Source organism: Sinomicrobium weinanense (assembly GCF_018863395.1).
Classification (GTDB): Bacteria; Bacteroidota; Bacteroidia; order Flavobacteriales; family Flavobacteriaceae; genus Sinomicrobium; species Sinomicrobium weinanense.
Genome location: NZ_JAHKRR010000007.1, coordinates 1 through 15416, shown reverse-complemented (window position 1 = coordinate 15416; position 15416 = coordinate 1). Strand labels below are relative to the sequence as shown.

Sequence of the window (15416 nt, the reverse complement as noted above, 5' to 3'; positions counted from 1 at the left end):
CATTAACCTGACAACTAAAATGAAAGGATTTATTTTCGACCTGGATGGGGTCATCGTAGATACGGCCAGATATCATTTCCTGGCGTGGAAAAAACTCGCAGAAGAACTCGGAGTGGATTTTACGGTACAGGACAATGAAAAACTAAAAGGCGTAAGCCGGGCACGCTCCCTGGAAATTCTCCTGGAATTGGGAGAGGTCAAAGCTACTGAAGAAGAAAAAGAAAAATGGATGCAGCAAAAGAATGAAGGTTATCTCCAATATGTATCCCGCATGGACGAACAGGAGGTGCTGCCCGGAGTGATCCCCGCCCTGCAGTTTTTAAAGGCAAACGATGGCAGGATTGCCCTGGGGTCCGCAAGCAGGAATGCGAGGCTTATCCTGGAAAAAACAGGAATTATGCCGCTGTTCGATACTATTGTTGATGGCAATGATGTTTCCAAAGCCAAGCCCGATCCGGAGGTTTTTGTGCTGGCGGCAAAACAGTTGCATGTGGAGCCTGCGGACTGTGTGGTCTTTGAGGATTCGGTGGCCGGTATACAGGCCGCCAATACCGCAGGGATGGCCAGCATAGGTATTGGGGAGGCCGATGTCCTGGAAGAGGCGGATCGCGTTTTCCCCGATTTTACACAGATCGACCTGGAAAACCTTTTATCCCGATCCAGCCCTAAAAAAAATAATCGATAAACAACAATACCGCAGAGCCGTAAGGCCGTTGCATGCAACGGCTCCACTTGGGCCTATCACCCCACAGGGGAAAGGACAATGTGTTTCCATAAAAATAGCTGCGACAAATCAAAAAACAAGAATAAAGATGAACCAAGATTATATCATTCCCGAAGAATGGTCTATTGTAGAAGAAGGATTTGACAAAAACAGGGTAGAATCATCCGAAAGCCTGTTCAGCCTGGGTAATGGGGCCATGGGGCAGCGGGCCAATTTCGAGGAAAGCTATTCCGGCCCTACCTTCCAGGGAAGCTATATTGCCGGGGTGTATTATCCCGACAAGACCAAAGTAGGCTGGTGGAAAAACGGTTATCCCGAGTATTTTGCCAAAGTGCTCAACGCTCCGAACTGGATCGGTATCGATGTGGAGATCGACGGGGAAAAATTGGACCTGGCCCGATGTAAGGAGATCAGGGCATTTCGCCGCGAACTGAACATGAAAGAAGGATGGCATCGCCGTTCGTTCGAAGCTGTGTTGCAAAATGATGCCGAAGTCCGGGTAGATGCCCGGAGGTTCCTCTCCCTGGAACAGGATGAGCTCGGGGTGATATATTATGAGGTAACCCCGTTGAACCGGGATATCAATATTGTCTTCCACCCCTATGTTGACGCAGGTATCACCAATGAGGATGCCAACTGGGACGAAAAGTTCTGGGAACCGGTCGAAACCAGGTTTTCCAACCGTGAAGGCTTTGTTGTGGCACAGACCTTTAAGACACATTTCCGGGTGGCCACATATATGCACAACACCCTGTTCCGGAATGAGGAAGAGCTGGCCCTTGGCCCGGTAACTACGGAATCTGCGGACGACAAGGTGCAATTGAGCTATGAGGTCCCGGTAAAAAAAGGAGAAAAGGCCTCGATCCAAAAACTCGGCGGGTATACCGTTTCCATGAATCACGATAAGGACAAGCTCATTCCTGCCGCACAGGAAGTGATCCGGAAAGCGGCAGAAAAAGGATACAAAACCCTGCTGGAAGCACAAAAAGAAGCCTGGTCCCGGATATGGGAAATGGCAGACATCACCATCGAAGGGGATGTAAAGGCACAACAGGGCATACGTTTTAATATTTTCCAGTTGAACCAGACTTACCTGGGCAAAGATGCCCGGCTGAATATCGGCCCCAAAGGGTTTACCGGCGAGAAATACGGCGGAAGCACTTATTGGGATACCGAAGCCTATTGTCTACCTTTTTATATGGCCACGAAAAATCAGCAGGTAGCGCGAAACCTGTTGTCGTATCGCTATAATCAGCTCGACAAGGCCATCGAAAATGCCGAAAAGCTCGGTTTCCGAAATGGTGCTGCCCTTTACCCGATGGTAACGATGAACGGGGAAGAATGCCATAATGAGTGGGAGATCACCTTCGAGGAAATACACCGCAACGGGGCCATTGCTTTTGGCATATACAACTATTACCGCTACACGGGCGATTACAGCTATATCCCCGAAATGGGACTGGAAGTACTGATCGGCATAGCGCGGTTCTGGCAACAGAGGGCAACGTTCTCCAAAGCCAGGAACAAATATGTGATCCTGGGCGTTACCGGTCCCAACGAATACGAGAACAATGTCAACAATAACTGGTATACCAACTACATGGCGAAGTGGTGCCTGGAGTATGCTGCAGAGCAGGTAGAAAAGGTAAAAGAGGAATATTCAGAAGACCATATCCGTATCTCGGGAAAAACCGGGCTGTCCGATGCTGAGATACAGCGATGGAAAGAAGTTGCGGAACATATGTACTTTCCCTATTCCGAAGAGCATGGGATCTACCTGCAACAGGACGGTTTCCTGGATAAAGAATTAATAAAAGTAGCAGACCTGGATGTATCACAGCGTCCCCTCAATCAAAAATGGTCATGGGACCGCATATTGCGTTCGCCTTACATTAAACAGGCCGATGTACTTCAGGGCTTTTATTTCTTTGAAGACCACTTCAGCCGCTCAGCACTGGAAAAGCATTTCGATTTTTACGAGCCCTTTACGGTACACGAGTCGTCCCTGTCGCCCTGTGTGCATTCTATCCAGGCCGCACTCCTCGGAAGGATGGAGCAGGCCTATGCCTTTTACCTGCGTACATCCCGCCTGGACCTGGACGACTACAACAGGGAAGTAAAAGAAGGATGCCACATTACCTCAATGGCCGGAACCTGGATGAGTATTGTGGAAGGCTTCGGGGGCATGCGGATCAAAGACAATATTCTGCATTTCAGTCCGAAGATACCCGGGCAATGGGAGGGCTATTCCTTTAAGATTAATTTCAGGGGGCAGGTACTGAAAGTGTCTGTAAAATCCGGAGGGACCGAGTTCGTCCTGGAAGGCGACAAAGCCCTTACGGTGGCCGTCAACGGAAAACAGGTGACGGTAGAACCGGGAAACCTCGTAGCCATTTAAATAAAAATTGACATAGGATTACAGGACTTAGGATATAAGACAGGGGAAGCAAAAGCTAATCCCTAAGTCAAAATAGTCTTATGTCATACGTCTTATAGTCCTATGTCGAAATACACCTTTAGATGAAAAAGATACTATACATATTAATTTTCTTGAGTACCACTTCTTCAATCGCTCAGCAAATAGAAAAAGTGGAGCCTCCGTTCTGGTGGAACGGAATGCACCGTAACGAATTGCAGCTTATGCTTTACGGCAAGGATATTGCCCGGTATACCCCGGAAATGGAAGGAATTACCATCAACAATATCCGGAAAACGGAAAACCCGAACTATCTGTTTGTAACCATAAATACGGAAAATGTACCCGCAGGGAAATATACCCTTAAACTATTGAAAAACGGCAAAAGGGCAGTAGATAGCTATGTCTATGAGTTCAGGGAAAGGAAAGAAGGTTCGGCACTGCGGAAAGGGTTTGACAGTTCCGATCTTATCTATCTCCTGATGCCCGACAGGTTTGCCAACGGAGATTCCGGAAATGACTCGCATCCCGGGACCACCGAAGCAGCCGACCGCAGCAAATCCGGCGGACGCCACGGCGGGGATATACAAGGGATCATCGATCACCTGGATTATATCGAAAAACTCGGGGCCACGGCAATCTGGAGCACACCGCTGCTTGAGGACAACGACCCGGAATATTCCTATCACACCTATGCGCAGAGCGATGTGTATCGCATAGACCCCCGTTATGGCACTAATGAAGATTATAAACGCCTTGCAGATGAACTGCACAAACGGGATATGAAACTCCTAATGGATTACGTAACTAACCACTGGGGGGCGGAACACTGGATGATCAAAGACCTGCCTACATATGACTGGGTACACCTGTTCCCTGAGCATGGTCGAAGGGAGTTCCCTGAGCGGCGGTCCCGGAGCGGAGCCGAAGGGAGCCGAAGGGCCGGCTATGCCAATTCCAATTACAGGATGGAAACGCAATATGACCCCAATACTTCCGACATCGATAAAAAGTATTGTGTGGATGGCTGGTTCGTCTCCACCATGCCCGACCTGAATCAAAGTAATCCGCTGGTGCTCAATTACCTGATCCAGAATGCTATCTGGTGGATCGAGTATACGGGTCTCGATGGCTTTCGGGTAGACACTTATTCCTATAACGACAAGGAAGGGATCTCTGAATGGACCAAAGCCATTATGGACGAATACCCTCATTTCAACATCGTAGGAGAGATATGGCTGCACAACCAGGCACAGATCGCCTACTGGCAGAAAGACAGTGAGATCGGTGCCCTTCAGGATTTCAACTCACATTTGCCGAGTGTTATGGATTTTACCCTGCACGATGCCCTGGGGGTGGTTTTTAACGAAGACGAGGCTACATGGGACAAGGGAATAGTGAAGGTTTACAGCAATTTTGTAAATGACTTCCTTTATTCTGATATCAATAACCTGCTGGTCTTTGCCGAGAATCACGATACACAGCGATTGAACCATATCTATGAAGGTGATATCGATAAATACAAAATGGCCATGACCCTGATCGCTACGGTCCGTGGTATTCCCCAGATATATTACGGAAGCGAGATCGGGATGGCCGGAAATAAGGACAAGGGCGACGGCGATATACGTAAGGATTTTCCCGGCGGATGGGAAGGCGATGAAAACAATGCCTTTACCGCTTCCGGACGTACGGAAAAACAGAAGGAGTATTTCGATTTTACTTCAAAGCTGTTCAGTTGGAGAAAACACACGCCGGTGATCCATACCGGAAAGACCAAACACTACCTGCCTGAGAATAATGTGTATGTTTATTTTCGATATAACGATAATGACACGGTGATGGTACTGCTCAATAACAGTGCAGAAGCCCGGACCGTAAAGACAGATCGTTTTGCGGAAAGTATAGGTCATCACACTAAAGGAAAAGAAGTGCTCAGTGGAAAAGCGGTAGATATATCCGAAACGATAAACATACCGTCTAAAACAGCCATGATCCTGAAACTCGAATAAACAAAAGTATTTAGCACATGACAAAAATTGTTTTTGAGACTATTCACCGGTAAATCAGCTCGCTCCCGACCCTAAAGGGTAATGTCCTTTTAGGCCGTTGATAATAATATATCACCCCTTCGGGGTTTAATGCCGTTGTTTCTATAAAAATGTCAGCCTTTCAGGCCTTTTAAATCCCGAAGGGATGACATAATTATAGAACTGGGATAACAAATCGGGGAGTTGTTGAAATTCAATTTATGTTATGTGCTAAAAAAAGTATTTAAAACCATATTATCAAACACTAAACCTGAAATGAAAAAGATCTTAATTATTACCATCGCAATATTTTCCTTCGTATCGTGCAAAAAGGAGGAGAAAAAGCAGGTAGGCAAGGCCGAACCAAAAACAGAACTGGCCCCCGTTTCCGATGAGATACTGGAAACGGCTGTTATCTATGAGGCCAACATCCGTCAATATTCCGAAGAGGGAAGTTTTAACGCATTTACACAAGATATTCCGAAACTAAAAGGGCTGGGAGTAAAAGTGATCTGGCTGATGCCCGTTTACCCGATCTCTTCCACAAAGAGCAAAGGATCGCTGGGGAGCTATTACGCCATAACCGACTACACCAAAGTTAACCCGGAATTTGGTACGCTGGAAGATTTCAGGAAACTAATAAAAACGGCCCATGACAATGGTATATACGTTATCCTGGACTGGGTGGCCAACCATACCGGGTGGGACCACGTATGGATCGAACAGCGCCCGGAATACTATACTCAGGATAAAGAAGGCCATATTATAGACCCGATAAACCCCGAAACAGGCGAATCCTGGGACTGGACCGATGTGGCCGACCTCAATTACGACAACCACGAGATGCGTGAAGAAATGATCAAAGACATGCGCTACTGGATTGAAGAAGAAAACATAGACGGCTATCGCTGCGATGTGGCTCATCAGGTACCTGTGGATTTCTGGGAAGAGGCCGCAGACAGGTTGAGAGAAGTAAAACCGGTATTTATGCTGGCCGAAGCAGAACAGCCCGAATTGCTGAAAAACGCTTTTGACATGCAATATGCCTGGGAAGGGCATCATCTCCTTAACGAGATCGCACAGGGCAAGAAAAATGTCAAAGACTGGGATGCCTACATGGTTAAGAACGATACCCTGCTGGAGGCCGATGATATTTTTATGAACTTTACTTCCAATCACGATGAGAACTCCTGGAACGGAACGGTTTTCGAACGTATGGGTGATGCTGCGGAGACCTTTGCCGCCATGACTTACGCAATTCCGGGAATGCCGCTTATTTACAGCGGACAGGAATACGATATGGACAAGAGGCTGCTGTTTTTTGAAAAAGATACCATCAATAAGGAAAAAGGGAAGTTCTATCCGCTGTACGAAAAGCTCGGAAAGCTGAAAAACGGGAACAAGGCCCTGAATGGCGGTAAAAAGGCCGCTTCCTATAAACGCCTCAGCACTTCCGATGATGAGAAGGTATTGGCCTTTGTCCGGGAAAAGGATGGGGACCGTGTGGTGTTTATCGCTAACCTGTCGGCCGAATCTCTGAAATTTACGGTGGAGACAGATGGGGAATACAAGAATTATATGACCGGGGAGGAAATGCAGATCAATGCAGGAACCCCGTATGATTTTAAACCCTGGCAATACCTTATCCTCGTCGGGAAGTAAACGAACTTCTGGTTATTGGTTTTCTTAATGCACTCATAATCAAAACTAATATGTTGGCATGAAATTTGGAAGAATATTTGATTAAATTTGCATAGTAAACCTGATTAGGAAACTTAAATTTTATATTATGGCATTAGAGATCACAGACGCTACTTTTGAGGAAGTAGTATTAAAAAGCGATAAACCGGTTATGGTAGACTTTTGGGCAGCCTGGTGCGGGCCTTGTAGAATGGTAGGGCCTATCATTGAAGAGATCAGCTCCGAGTATGAAGGTAAAGCTGTAATCGGAAAAGTGGATGTAGACGCCAACCAGGAGTTTGCCGCCAAATACGGAGTGCGCAACATTCCTACTGTACTGGTTTTCCAAAACGGAGAAGTAGTCGGAAGACAGGTAGGCGTAGCACCTAAGGCTACTTATACCGAGGCAATCGATACATTGCTGTAAAAGTTATTGCAGCATAAGAAATAAAAAAAGGTTTGGCGTACAGTCAAACCTTTTTTATTTTTATACGCCGGTCCTTTTTTCAGGACGATAAACACAAGCATGTGGACATACAGAACGAATTAAACAATATACAGCTTTTTAAAAACCTCGGGCTACTGGCCAACCAGGTCGTAGAGGGGTTTATCAGCGGTATGCACAAAAGCCCTTTTCACGGGTTTTCTTCCGAATTTGCAGAACACCGTATCTATAACCCCGGAGAAAGTACCCGGCATATAGACTGGAAACTCTATGCAAAGACCGACAAACTTTATTCCAAGAGCTACGAAGAGGAAACCAATCTCAGGTGTCATATTATCATAGATAATTCTTCTTCCATGTACTACCCGGAAGTGAAACAATTGTCGGCAGCCAGTCTCAATAAGATCGGTTTTTCCGTTTTGGCCGCTGCTGCCCTGATGAACCTGCTGAAACGGCAACGCGATGCCATGGGATTGAGCATCTATTCCGATGCCTATAATTTTTATGCTCCGGAAAAGGGGAGCAACCGGCATTACCGGATGTTGCTCAAAACCCTGGAAGATATCGCCTCTCACGCCGAAAAGGAGAGGGCTACGAAGACCTATACCTATTTACACCAGATCGCAGAAAAGATACACCGCAGAAGCATGATCTTCGTCTTTACCGACATGTTCCAGGACGAAACGGAAGATGAAGAACTGTTCGATGCCCTTCGCCACCTGAAATACAATAAGCACGAGGTTGTGCTCTTTCATGTAATGGACAAAGCCAGTGAATATCATTTTGATTTTGACAATCGCCCCAAGCGGTTTGTCGATGTGGAAACCGGGGAATACATTAACCTGTATGCCGACAATGTCCGGGAAGATTACCGGGAGGCTGTTAAATCCTATACTGAAACGATAAAACTGAGAGCGGCCCGATACCGCATCAAATATGTCGAAGCCGATATAAACAGGGATCTCGAAAAAATTTTACAAACCTACCTGGTTGAAAGACAAAAGTTTATTTGAGGAAGGGGAAATAAAGGACATTTTTTTGGTGAAAACATTTGCGGAATTAAAAATGGGGTGTATATTTGCATCCGCAATACAGAGGAGGTCCGGTAGTTCAGCTGGTTAGAATACATGCCTGTCACGCATGGGGTCGCGGGTTCGAATCCCGTCCGGACCGCTAAAACAAAGAAAGCTCCGCCAAAAGGGGCTTTTTTTGGCACTGAAAATTTAGTTGTGTTGTTTAGGGCAGACCTGATCTGCCCAGGTTTAGTAGTTAGACCAATGAAAGGCTTTTCCGCCGTGTGCGGAGGGCTTTTTTTGTTTGGGGGTGTTTCTTCTTTAATTTATGTATCCAGATTTCTTCATTAAAAAGGGTGTAAAAAAGGTTGCAATATTTTCTTCGAGGTTGCAATTAAAAATCTAATAATCAAAACTTTAAAATATTTTGTTATGCTTGCTAATAGGTTGAAAATACTATTCGTAATATCGAAAAGTAGAATAAATAAGAAAGGTCATTCACCATTATATTGTAGAATTACTTACCGAGAGAAAAGAAGACAGTTTGCAGTAGGGCTATTTGTCCCGCTTAGAAATTGGAACAGCAAACTCCAAAAAACGGAGCCTCCCAATGAAGAAAATGACTTTATAAACACTCAGTTGAGCCTGGTTAAATCAAAAATTAATCAGGCTTTTTTGTTTTTACAGGTGAATGAACCTGACTTCTCTGTGGATGATCTGTACCGCCAATACAAGGGAGAGAGGTTGTCCAAAGACGTTAGAGTCGCTGAATGCTTTAGAGAACATAATGCCAGAATAGAAAAGCTGGTAGGAAAGGATTTAAAGCAGGTAACTTACAATAAATACGAGGAATCCAAAGGACATTTGGAGGATTTTATATGGTGGAAGTATAAGACAAGGGATGTGCCCTTAAATAAGCTGAAATACAGCTTTATCGAGGATTATGAGTATTACCTCAAAACAGAGAAGAACCTTCAGCAAAGTACCATAAATAAGGCTATACAGCGCTTTAGGAAAGTGATCAGGTATGCAGTAGCCCAAGATTACATGGACAAAGACCCTTTTATGTTGTACAAGGCTAAGAGAGTAAAGAAAGAAGTGGTATATCTTACTACTCAAGAGCTGCAAAAACTGGAACAGCACGAGTTTGAAATACCCCGTTTAGCACAGATCAGGGATATGTTTGTATTCTGTTGCTATACTGGTTTGGGTTTTAATGAAATGGCAAATCTTGAACCTGAGCATATCGTAAAAGGGTTTGACGGTAATTTATGGATACAGGATTCCAGAAAGAAGACAGGGAAAGCAATTTCTGTACCCTTATTGCCTCCTGCAATACGAATAATGGAACGGTATAGTGGAGATACAAAGATATTGCCTGGAATAACCAACCAAAAGTTTAACGCCTACCTGAAGGAAATAGCTGATTTGGTTGGTATAAAGAAACATCTCACTCACCATATAGCCCGAAAAACTTTTGCTACCACAGTATTGCTGTATAATGATGTTTCTATGGAGGTAGTAAGTGAACTTTTAGGACATTCCAAAATGCAGATTACCCAAGAACATTATGGTAAGGTGGTACAGAAGAAAGTCAGTGAGGAAATGAGAAAATTAAGCAAAAAGATTGATAAATAGTTATTTATCCTCGTTTGTGTATGAGTTTTTAAAAACAGGATCAAAAAAATTAAAGTGATATGAACTACAAAACAGATATAGACGAAAAAGAGATTGTAGAGAAGCTGACCAAGCTACTGGAAGTACAGTATATCTACTTGTCTGCAACAGGGAATAAAGACTATTCAAAACCCGTATGGATAGTTATCCTCAAAGGGAATAGAACAGGATTAACAACGGAACTCTCCGCTATGGTAGCCAAGATATTCCAGGAGGAAACCAACGCCTTATATCGCATATTTTCATTTGAATATGCCCAGGAACAACTAAAGGATAAAAACCTGTTTTTTATTCATGGATGTCATCCGTCCAATCTAATCTACAAAAGTGATGAAATTGATACAGGATTGAAAGTACCTGCCATAAGCGAAGAAACACGGGAAGAAATAGAATTGGATTTTGAAGATGAACTCACCCGGGTCAGTGCTTTGATGGATGGGGCTGCTTTTTACATGGGAAAAGAGAATTTCCCGCTGGCAGCCCTTTTGTTACATCAGTATATGGAAATATCATTCCGTAATGCAGAACTGACCATGCTGGGCAGGGAACGAAAAAGTCACAGTATTAAGGAACATCAAAATTATATCAGGGCTTTTGTACCAGAACTTGGGCGTATTTTCAATATGGATCAGGAGGAAGATGTCGAACTATTAAAATTACTGGATGATGCTTATATGGCTACCCGCTACCATAAGAACTATCACATCACAAAGTTGCAGTTGAAGACCATATCGGAGAAAGTACGGCATTTAATGGGCATCATAGGTGATTTATACCGAGAAAAACTGGAAGATTGTAAAGGAAAAACAAGTCAACCAGCGTCTACTAAAGAAAAGTCTGTTATATCACCTTCATGGTCTCCCCAGGACAACCTGAAAATCAAAGAAAGGATAGAAAGATTGATGGAAATGAAGTTGCATAAACTATCTCCTAACTCGGATAAACTGTATTATAAAACAGATTTTTTAGTCAATGGTCCTGCGGATATGCTTTATGATATAGCAGGTATTATGAAGGCCTGTATCATCGCTCTGGAATATGCAGATGGCAGGTTTAACAGTCTTATTCCTCAACCCCATATCAACATACAAACGGCGTTGAAACATGCTTTACAGTTATTGCCTTTTGAAGAGGTGGAATGTTTGGAAAAGATTATAGAAGAGTATATGATGCCAGTTAAAAATGAGGCAGCAGCAACCACGGAAAATTAAAAACGATGATGAAAACAAAAAAGAAAAATCTAAAGGAATTAAAAGAACTGGCAGAAAGTACGCTAATCACACTACAACCCCGTAAGGGCTACACAGATAAATTTGAAGTACCCTTTGTAAATTTTGAGGGTTACACGGACTTGTTTGCTACCATAGAAGCCCTACTTAAAGTATGTGTATTGGCTACGCAGGAAGATCAGCACAGGCCTCCTTTTGTCAAATCTCCTATCTATAATATTCGCCTCACTTTGGAACTGGCTTGCAAACTTATGCCCTTTGAGGAGGGGGAGTTTTTGGATAAGGCGTATAAGCTATTTTAACTAAGAATGAACCTGTTTCATAGTACAATTACGGAACCCCGTAATTTTATATCACTTATTCATAATATCTTGCAATCGAACTACCCCCTTTTTCCTTAAATGGAGAGGGGGCTTTTTATTTATTTCATCTAAACACTAAGACTATGGGCAAGTTTAAAAAGAAATTACTTTTGAAAATGAGGCGGTTTTTTAAGGACATCTGTGAAGAACTCCTGGAAGATCACAAAGTAAATATTTATCTCGTTGAGAAAGGGGACATTATAGGAAAAAAGATGTCAGTTCCCTTTATACCATCTGCGGGATCAATCATTGAAATTGACGAAACACAGAATTTGTTTGAAGTAGATAAGGTGTATATTAGTAACGCATTTGGTGTTATTCATCTGTACGGGCATAAGATTCCTTATATGCTTTATATTCAACGAGGCACTGTTTAGAGTTTATGCCTGATTGCAGGATAGAATTTTTTTGCAGAGAATTTGGGACTGTATATATCACGTAGTATATAAATATATATGCTGGCTAAATTTGGTTTCCCCTACTTTATGACAGTCGGCATGTACTTTTACTGTTGTTTATTTTTGGGGTAGTTTAACATGATAAATGTTAATTTAATAAGCGCAGTAATTCCAGGGAGCTGTCTGTAAAAGGGCAGCTTCTTTTTTCCAAACCTTTATTTCCTAAAAAATCGTAAATTGAAGACCTAAATTTCCTACGAATATGATAGTACAGGGAAAATTATATGTAGAGGATGAAGTATGCAATTTGCTTGCCTTTGATCTACTTTTTGAACAGGGGACAGATTGGAGTGGTAAACCCAGTAGAAGACCTCAATTAGAGGGAATATTTGTTCAAATAGAATCTACAAACAACGATGAGTTATTTCATCACTGGATCACTTCTAACGATACTATGAAACAGGGAAAAATAGTGTTTTATGGCCCCGACGGTATGAAAGAGCAGCGTAAATATGAGTTTTGGGACTGTTATTGTGTGAACTGGAAAGAAGATTTTAAACACAACACAGAGGAACCAATGGGGATGTCCATGAAACTCATGCCTGGAATTTTTAAAACCCCAGGAGGGACTATTGCCGAAAAGCCGTGGAAAATATCTGACCCGTTTACTGCATATAAATCCTATGAACCAGAAGAAGATGAAGATCAGGAAGAAGAAGAAACATTAACTGGGTATAAACTATATACCAACGGTTGCATTGAACTTATTTGCAGTAAGGAAGAGAATGATGCAGAACCGATAGACTATCTGTACAACGAAGATATGTCCAAAAAGATAGAGGTGCAGGATAAGTCCATTTTATATTCGCTTTCACATAACGACAAAAAAAGCAATGTAGAGGTAAAAGACTTGAGTTTTGCCATAGTTCGTGATTTTAATGAGGCGGCAAGGGTCTTTAAGTTTGCGGCAGATAATTCTAATGTGGAGTGGGGTTTTGACGGACATAAGCCTACGGAGGCATCGAAAGAGGTGTATTTCGTAGGGACATATAGAAATCAAAATTTAGCCCCTAATAGTGAAACTGCACTTGGAGTTAGTATATTTAATCAAACTTTTCGGATACATTCACATCCTTATCCTCACGTGGATATAGACAAGGATTTAGACTGGGGTATTGGCGATATGAAATCAGTATGGATGCAAAATCAAATACACGGAAAAGTTATTCGACCTCCTAAAAATAAAGGGGACGTATTGAGAGCCCAGGAAAGATACGAACGTTTTGAAAAAGCAGGGAAAAGAGTGTTTAATCATTACCATTACTTTCCCCAAAAAGGTCTATACTATTACGACCCTTTTATAGCCCGAAAATTTGTGTCCAGCAGTATAACAAGAAATATTTTATAAATGGCTAAATATCTGTCTGTAATAGCGTTTTTGCTTCTGTCTATTTCGTGTAATGCCCCATGTGAAAAATTTCATAAAACCCCTGTGTATGAGGTGATAGATGAAATATTAAAAAATCCTGAAATACCCCCTGGTGGTTATTTTAACATATTAAAAATTAGTTTCGATAAAAGTTATGACGGAAAACATCGGTATTTAGACATCACTAACGACCCATTTTACTCGGAAGAATTAAACGATCTAAAATTGGATGGATGGATAGAAATGCGCGGAATAATGGTGGCTTTTTACAAATTGGATGAATATCCCAACAATGAAGATATTAAATCGTGCCTAAATACTGGGGAACCTCCTAAGCAATTTTTATTTGAAACAGAAGACAGTGACGACTTTAATCCGAGGATTTGGCGTTTTGATGTAGATGAAGACGGCACTTTAAACTATACAGGGAAAAGTCCTCCCGCATTCACGTTATCAAAAGAACGTTACGAATAAAAGCCTATTAAGGCTTCCTAAATATGTTTAACCAAGAGGCCCCTGCTAAAGGGACTTTTAAATGGTGTTTAAAATCAGAGAAAAATTTAAACAAAAAATTTGTGTATATCGCCAAAAAAATTGCACTTTTAGGTTGAGCCGATTATATCTATGCAAAATATTTTGGATATGGAAATACCAAAGTATATAACATTGTTGATTTTGGTAATAGTGCTTCAATCATGTGGGGTCACTATGGTAAATTCAGGAAGTGATTTTGATAAATCTGAAATCACAGAAGTTGAGTTTTGTAGGCTAAATAACTACCAGGGGCAGCTAATTAAAACAACATTAGAATATTCAGGCATGGAAGAATATTGGGGTGCCAGGGGCTTTGAAGATTGTGATCTAAATAATGAAGTTGATTTGAATTTTGAAGAGTTTTATGAAAATGAGAGAGATTATTTAATTGACCCTCAATTAAGAAGATTATATAATAATTATCCAACCCATAAAGCCATAATGACGGTGATAGGTGTTTTCAATAAAGATACTATTAATGGGTTCGGGCATCTAAATTCCTATCCTGCTGAAATTTTAGTAAAAAGTGTAAGAATTAAAGTAAAGCACAAGTAATAGTTAAGGGCTTTTCTTCTAACTTTGACACTCCCCAATAATTTCCTTCTCAGGAGGGGTTTTTATATCTTGGTCTTATGGAAATAGACCTTATCACTAAACTTGTCCAGGATTATTTGGATAGCCGATTACTTCCCAATGAAAAGAAAGAAGATTCACCTGTATATTTCTCTTATGAAAATCAAACTTTAGAAATTTATACAATTTATGATATTGATATTGGGGAAATGAAATTTCCAATAGCCAAAGCCAAACGTATTAAGTCCAGAGGTATATGGAAAGTATATTGTATGGGGAGATATATGAAATGGACACCTTATAATCAACAACCTGAAGTAAAGGATATTTATGAGTTTTTGAAATTGATAGATGAAGACGAACATTCCCTGTTTTGGGGGTAGGGGCTATACTTTTCAATCAAAAAACTTGACAACTTGACGTTTGCCAACATGCCAACTTATTTTCCAGGAAAAGAGAAGGGATATTAAAAAAAATCTTTCACCTTACTCGTCATCGAACCAAACTAAAAAAGATCAAAAAGTGTTATTATTCGGTAATTTTCAGGAATTAATGATAATTTTAACACCTATAATAACGAGTTAATCACAATTAAAAATCAAACAATCCGAATGACAACTTTTCCAGTAACAGCTTCTATCCTATCGGAAAAAGAATTAGGAAATTTGGTAAAAGATCAATATAATTTAAGTGGAAATTTTGAATGTAAACTGTTCAGAACAGGATTAAATCACACTTATTTTATTTCAAATGCAAAAAACAAATATGTTGTTAGAGTGTGTAAGCTTCCCTAAAAACTGAACTGTTTAAAATTATAAAAATGATTAATTTTAAACCTCAGTTCAAAAAATGAAAAAGAGTAAATTTTCACCCCAGCAAATCGCCAGGATTTTAAAAGAGTTTGAC

The 15416-nt window shown here is 41.6% G+C and carries 14 protein-coding genes and 1 tRNA gene; all 15 read left to right on the top strand.

All coding sequences use genetic code 11. The features are described from left to right. Window positions 1-19 precede the first annotated feature (19 nt). The 15 genes from pgmB to KN811_RS16860 all read left to right on the top strand — a co-directional run bounded on the left by pgmB (window position 20) and on the right by KN811_RS16860 (window position 14893). Window positions 20-685 (top strand): beta-phosphoglucomutase, encoded by a 666-nt coding sequence (gene pgmB, locus KN811_RS16930; protein WP_187967522.1) that lies wholly within the window; start codon window positions 20-22, stop codon window positions 683-685. Between the two features lie 127 nt (window positions 686-812). Beyond that, window positions 813-3122 (top strand): glycoside hydrolase family 65 protein, encoded by a 2310-nt coding sequence (locus KN811_RS16925; protein ID WP_187967413.1) that lies wholly within the window; start codon window positions 813-815, stop codon window positions 3120-3122. A gap of 122 nt (window positions 3123-3244) precedes the next feature. Continuing rightward, entirely contained in the window at window positions 3245-5152 is a 1908-nt protein-coding gene (locus KN811_RS16920; RefSeq protein WP_187967412.1) for a glycoside hydrolase family 13 protein, read from the top strand. A gap of 294 nt (window positions 5153-5446) precedes the next feature. Further along, window positions 5447-6832 (top strand): alpha-amylase family glycosyl hydrolase, encoded by a 1386-nt coding sequence (locus KN811_RS16915; RefSeq protein ID WP_187967411.1) that lies wholly within the window; start codon window positions 5447-5449, stop codon window positions 6830-6832. Between the two features lie 127 nt (window positions 6833-6959). Further along, the gene (gene trxA / locus KN811_RS16910) at window positions 6960-7277 is read left to right on the top strand and encodes a thioredoxin (RefSeq protein WP_187967410.1); all 318 of its coding nucleotides are present in this window, start codon (window positions 6960-6962) and stop codon (window positions 7275-7277) included. Between the two features lie 101 nt (window positions 7278-7378). Next, window positions 7379-8308 (top strand): DUF58 domain-containing protein, encoded by a 930-nt coding sequence (locus KN811_RS16905; protein ID WP_187967409.1) that lies wholly within the window; start codon window positions 7379-7381, stop codon window positions 8306-8308. 86 nt (window positions 8309-8394) lie between these two features. Beyond that, window positions 8395-8468 (top strand) — tRNA-Asp (locus KN811_RS16900). Between the two features lie 272 nt (window positions 8469-8740). Then, window positions 8741-9946 carry a site-specific integrase gene (locus KN811_RS16895; RefSeq protein WP_187967408.1) on the top strand — a complete coding sequence of 402 codons (1206 nt, stop codon included), beginning with the start codon at window positions 8741-8743 and terminating at the stop codon, window positions 9944-9946. 59 nt (window positions 9947-10005) lie between these two features. Further along, window positions 10006-11196 carry a HEPN domain-containing protein gene (locus KN811_RS16890; RefSeq protein ID WP_187967407.1) on the top strand — a complete coding sequence of 397 codons (1191 nt, stop codon included), beginning with the start codon at window positions 10006-10008 and terminating at the stop codon, window positions 11194-11196. Between the two features lie 5 nt (window positions 11197-11201). Further along, window positions 11202-11516, top strand: coding sequence for a hypothetical protein (locus tag KN811_RS16885; protein ID WP_187967406.1), 315 nt, complete (start codon window positions 11202-11204; stop codon window positions 11514-11516). A 143-nt stretch (window positions 11517-11659) separates the two neighbouring features. Further along, complete coding sequence (locus KN811_RS16880; protein WP_187967405.1) at window positions 11660-11953, top strand: hypothetical protein; 294 nt, start codon at window positions 11660-11662, stop codon at window positions 11951-11953. Window positions 11954-12236: 283 nt separating this feature from the next. After that, a complete protein-coding gene (tssD, locus tag KN811_RS16875; RefSeq protein WP_187967404.1) occupies window positions 12237-13382 on the top strand; it encodes a type VI secretion system tube protein TssD in 1146 nt (381 codons plus the stop codon). Then, complete coding sequence (locus tag KN811_RS16870; protein ID WP_187967403.1) at window positions 13383-13877, top strand: hypothetical protein; 495 nt, start codon at window positions 13383-13385, stop codon at window positions 13875-13877. Between the two features lie 168 nt (window positions 13878-14045). Next, entirely contained in the window at window positions 14046-14492 is a 447-nt protein-coding gene (locus KN811_RS16865; protein WP_187967402.1) for a hypothetical protein, read from the top strand. A 77-nt stretch (window positions 14493-14569) separates the two neighbouring features. Continuing rightward, window positions 14570-14893 carry a DUF3024 domain-containing protein gene (locus KN811_RS16860; RefSeq protein ID WP_187967401.1) on the top strand — a complete coding sequence of 108 codons (324 nt, stop codon included), beginning with the start codon at window positions 14570-14572 and terminating at the stop codon, window positions 14891-14893. Window positions 14894-15416: the final 523 nt, after the last annotated feature.

What these genes read in the sequence shown, in the direction of transcription:
- KN811_RS16880 (WP_187967405.1), top strand. Translation starts at nt 11,660, where the DNA reads ATGGGCAAGTTTAAAAAGAAATTACTTTTGAAAATGAGGCGGTTTTTT.
- KN811_RS16860 (WP_187967401.1), top strand. Translation starts at nt 14,570, where the DNA reads ATGGAAATAGACCTTATCACTAAACTTGTCCAGGATTATTTGGATAGC.
- KN811_RS16890 (WP_187967407.1), top strand. Translation starts at nt 10,006, where the DNA reads ATGAACTACAAAACAGATATAGACGAAAAAGAGATTGTAGAGAAGCTG.
- KN811_RS16920 (WP_187967412.1), top strand. Translation starts at nt 3,245, where the DNA reads ATGAAAAAGATACTATACATATTAATTTTCTTGAGTACCACTTCTTCA.
- KN811_RS16915 (WP_187967411.1), top strand. Translation starts at nt 5,447, where the DNA reads ATGAAAAAGATCTTAATTATTACCATCGCAATATTTTCCTTCGTATCG.
- tssD (WP_187967404.1), top strand. Translation starts at nt 12,237, where the DNA reads ATGATAGTACAGGGAAAATTATATGTAGAGGATGAAGTATGCAATTTG.
- KN811_RS16870 (WP_187967403.1), top strand. Translation starts at nt 13,383, where the DNA reads ATGGCTAAATATCTGTCTGTAATAGCGTTTTTGCTTCTGTCTATTTCG.
- trxA (WP_187967410.1), top strand. Translation starts at nt 6,960, where the DNA reads ATGGCATTAGAGATCACAGACGCTACTTTTGAGGAAGTAGTATTAAAA.
- KN811_RS16865 (WP_187967402.1), top strand. Translation starts at nt 14,046, where the DNA reads ATGGAAATACCAAAGTATATAACATTGTTGATTTTGGTAATAGTGCTT.
- KN811_RS16925 (WP_187967413.1), top strand. Translation starts at nt 813, where the DNA reads ATGAACCAAGATTATATCATTCCCGAAGAATGGTCTATTGTAGAAGAA.
- KN811_RS16885 (WP_187967406.1), top strand. Translation starts at nt 11,202, where the DNA reads ATGATGAAAACAAAAAAGAAAAATCTAAAGGAATTAAAAGAACTGGCA.
- pgmB (WP_187967522.1), top strand. Translation starts at nt 20, where the DNA reads ATGAAAGGATTTATTTTCGACCTGGATGGGGTCATCGTAGATACGGCC.
- KN811_RS16895 (WP_187967408.1), top strand. Translation starts at nt 8,741, where the DNA reads ATGCTTGCTAATAGGTTGAAAATACTATTCGTAATATCGAAAAGTAGA.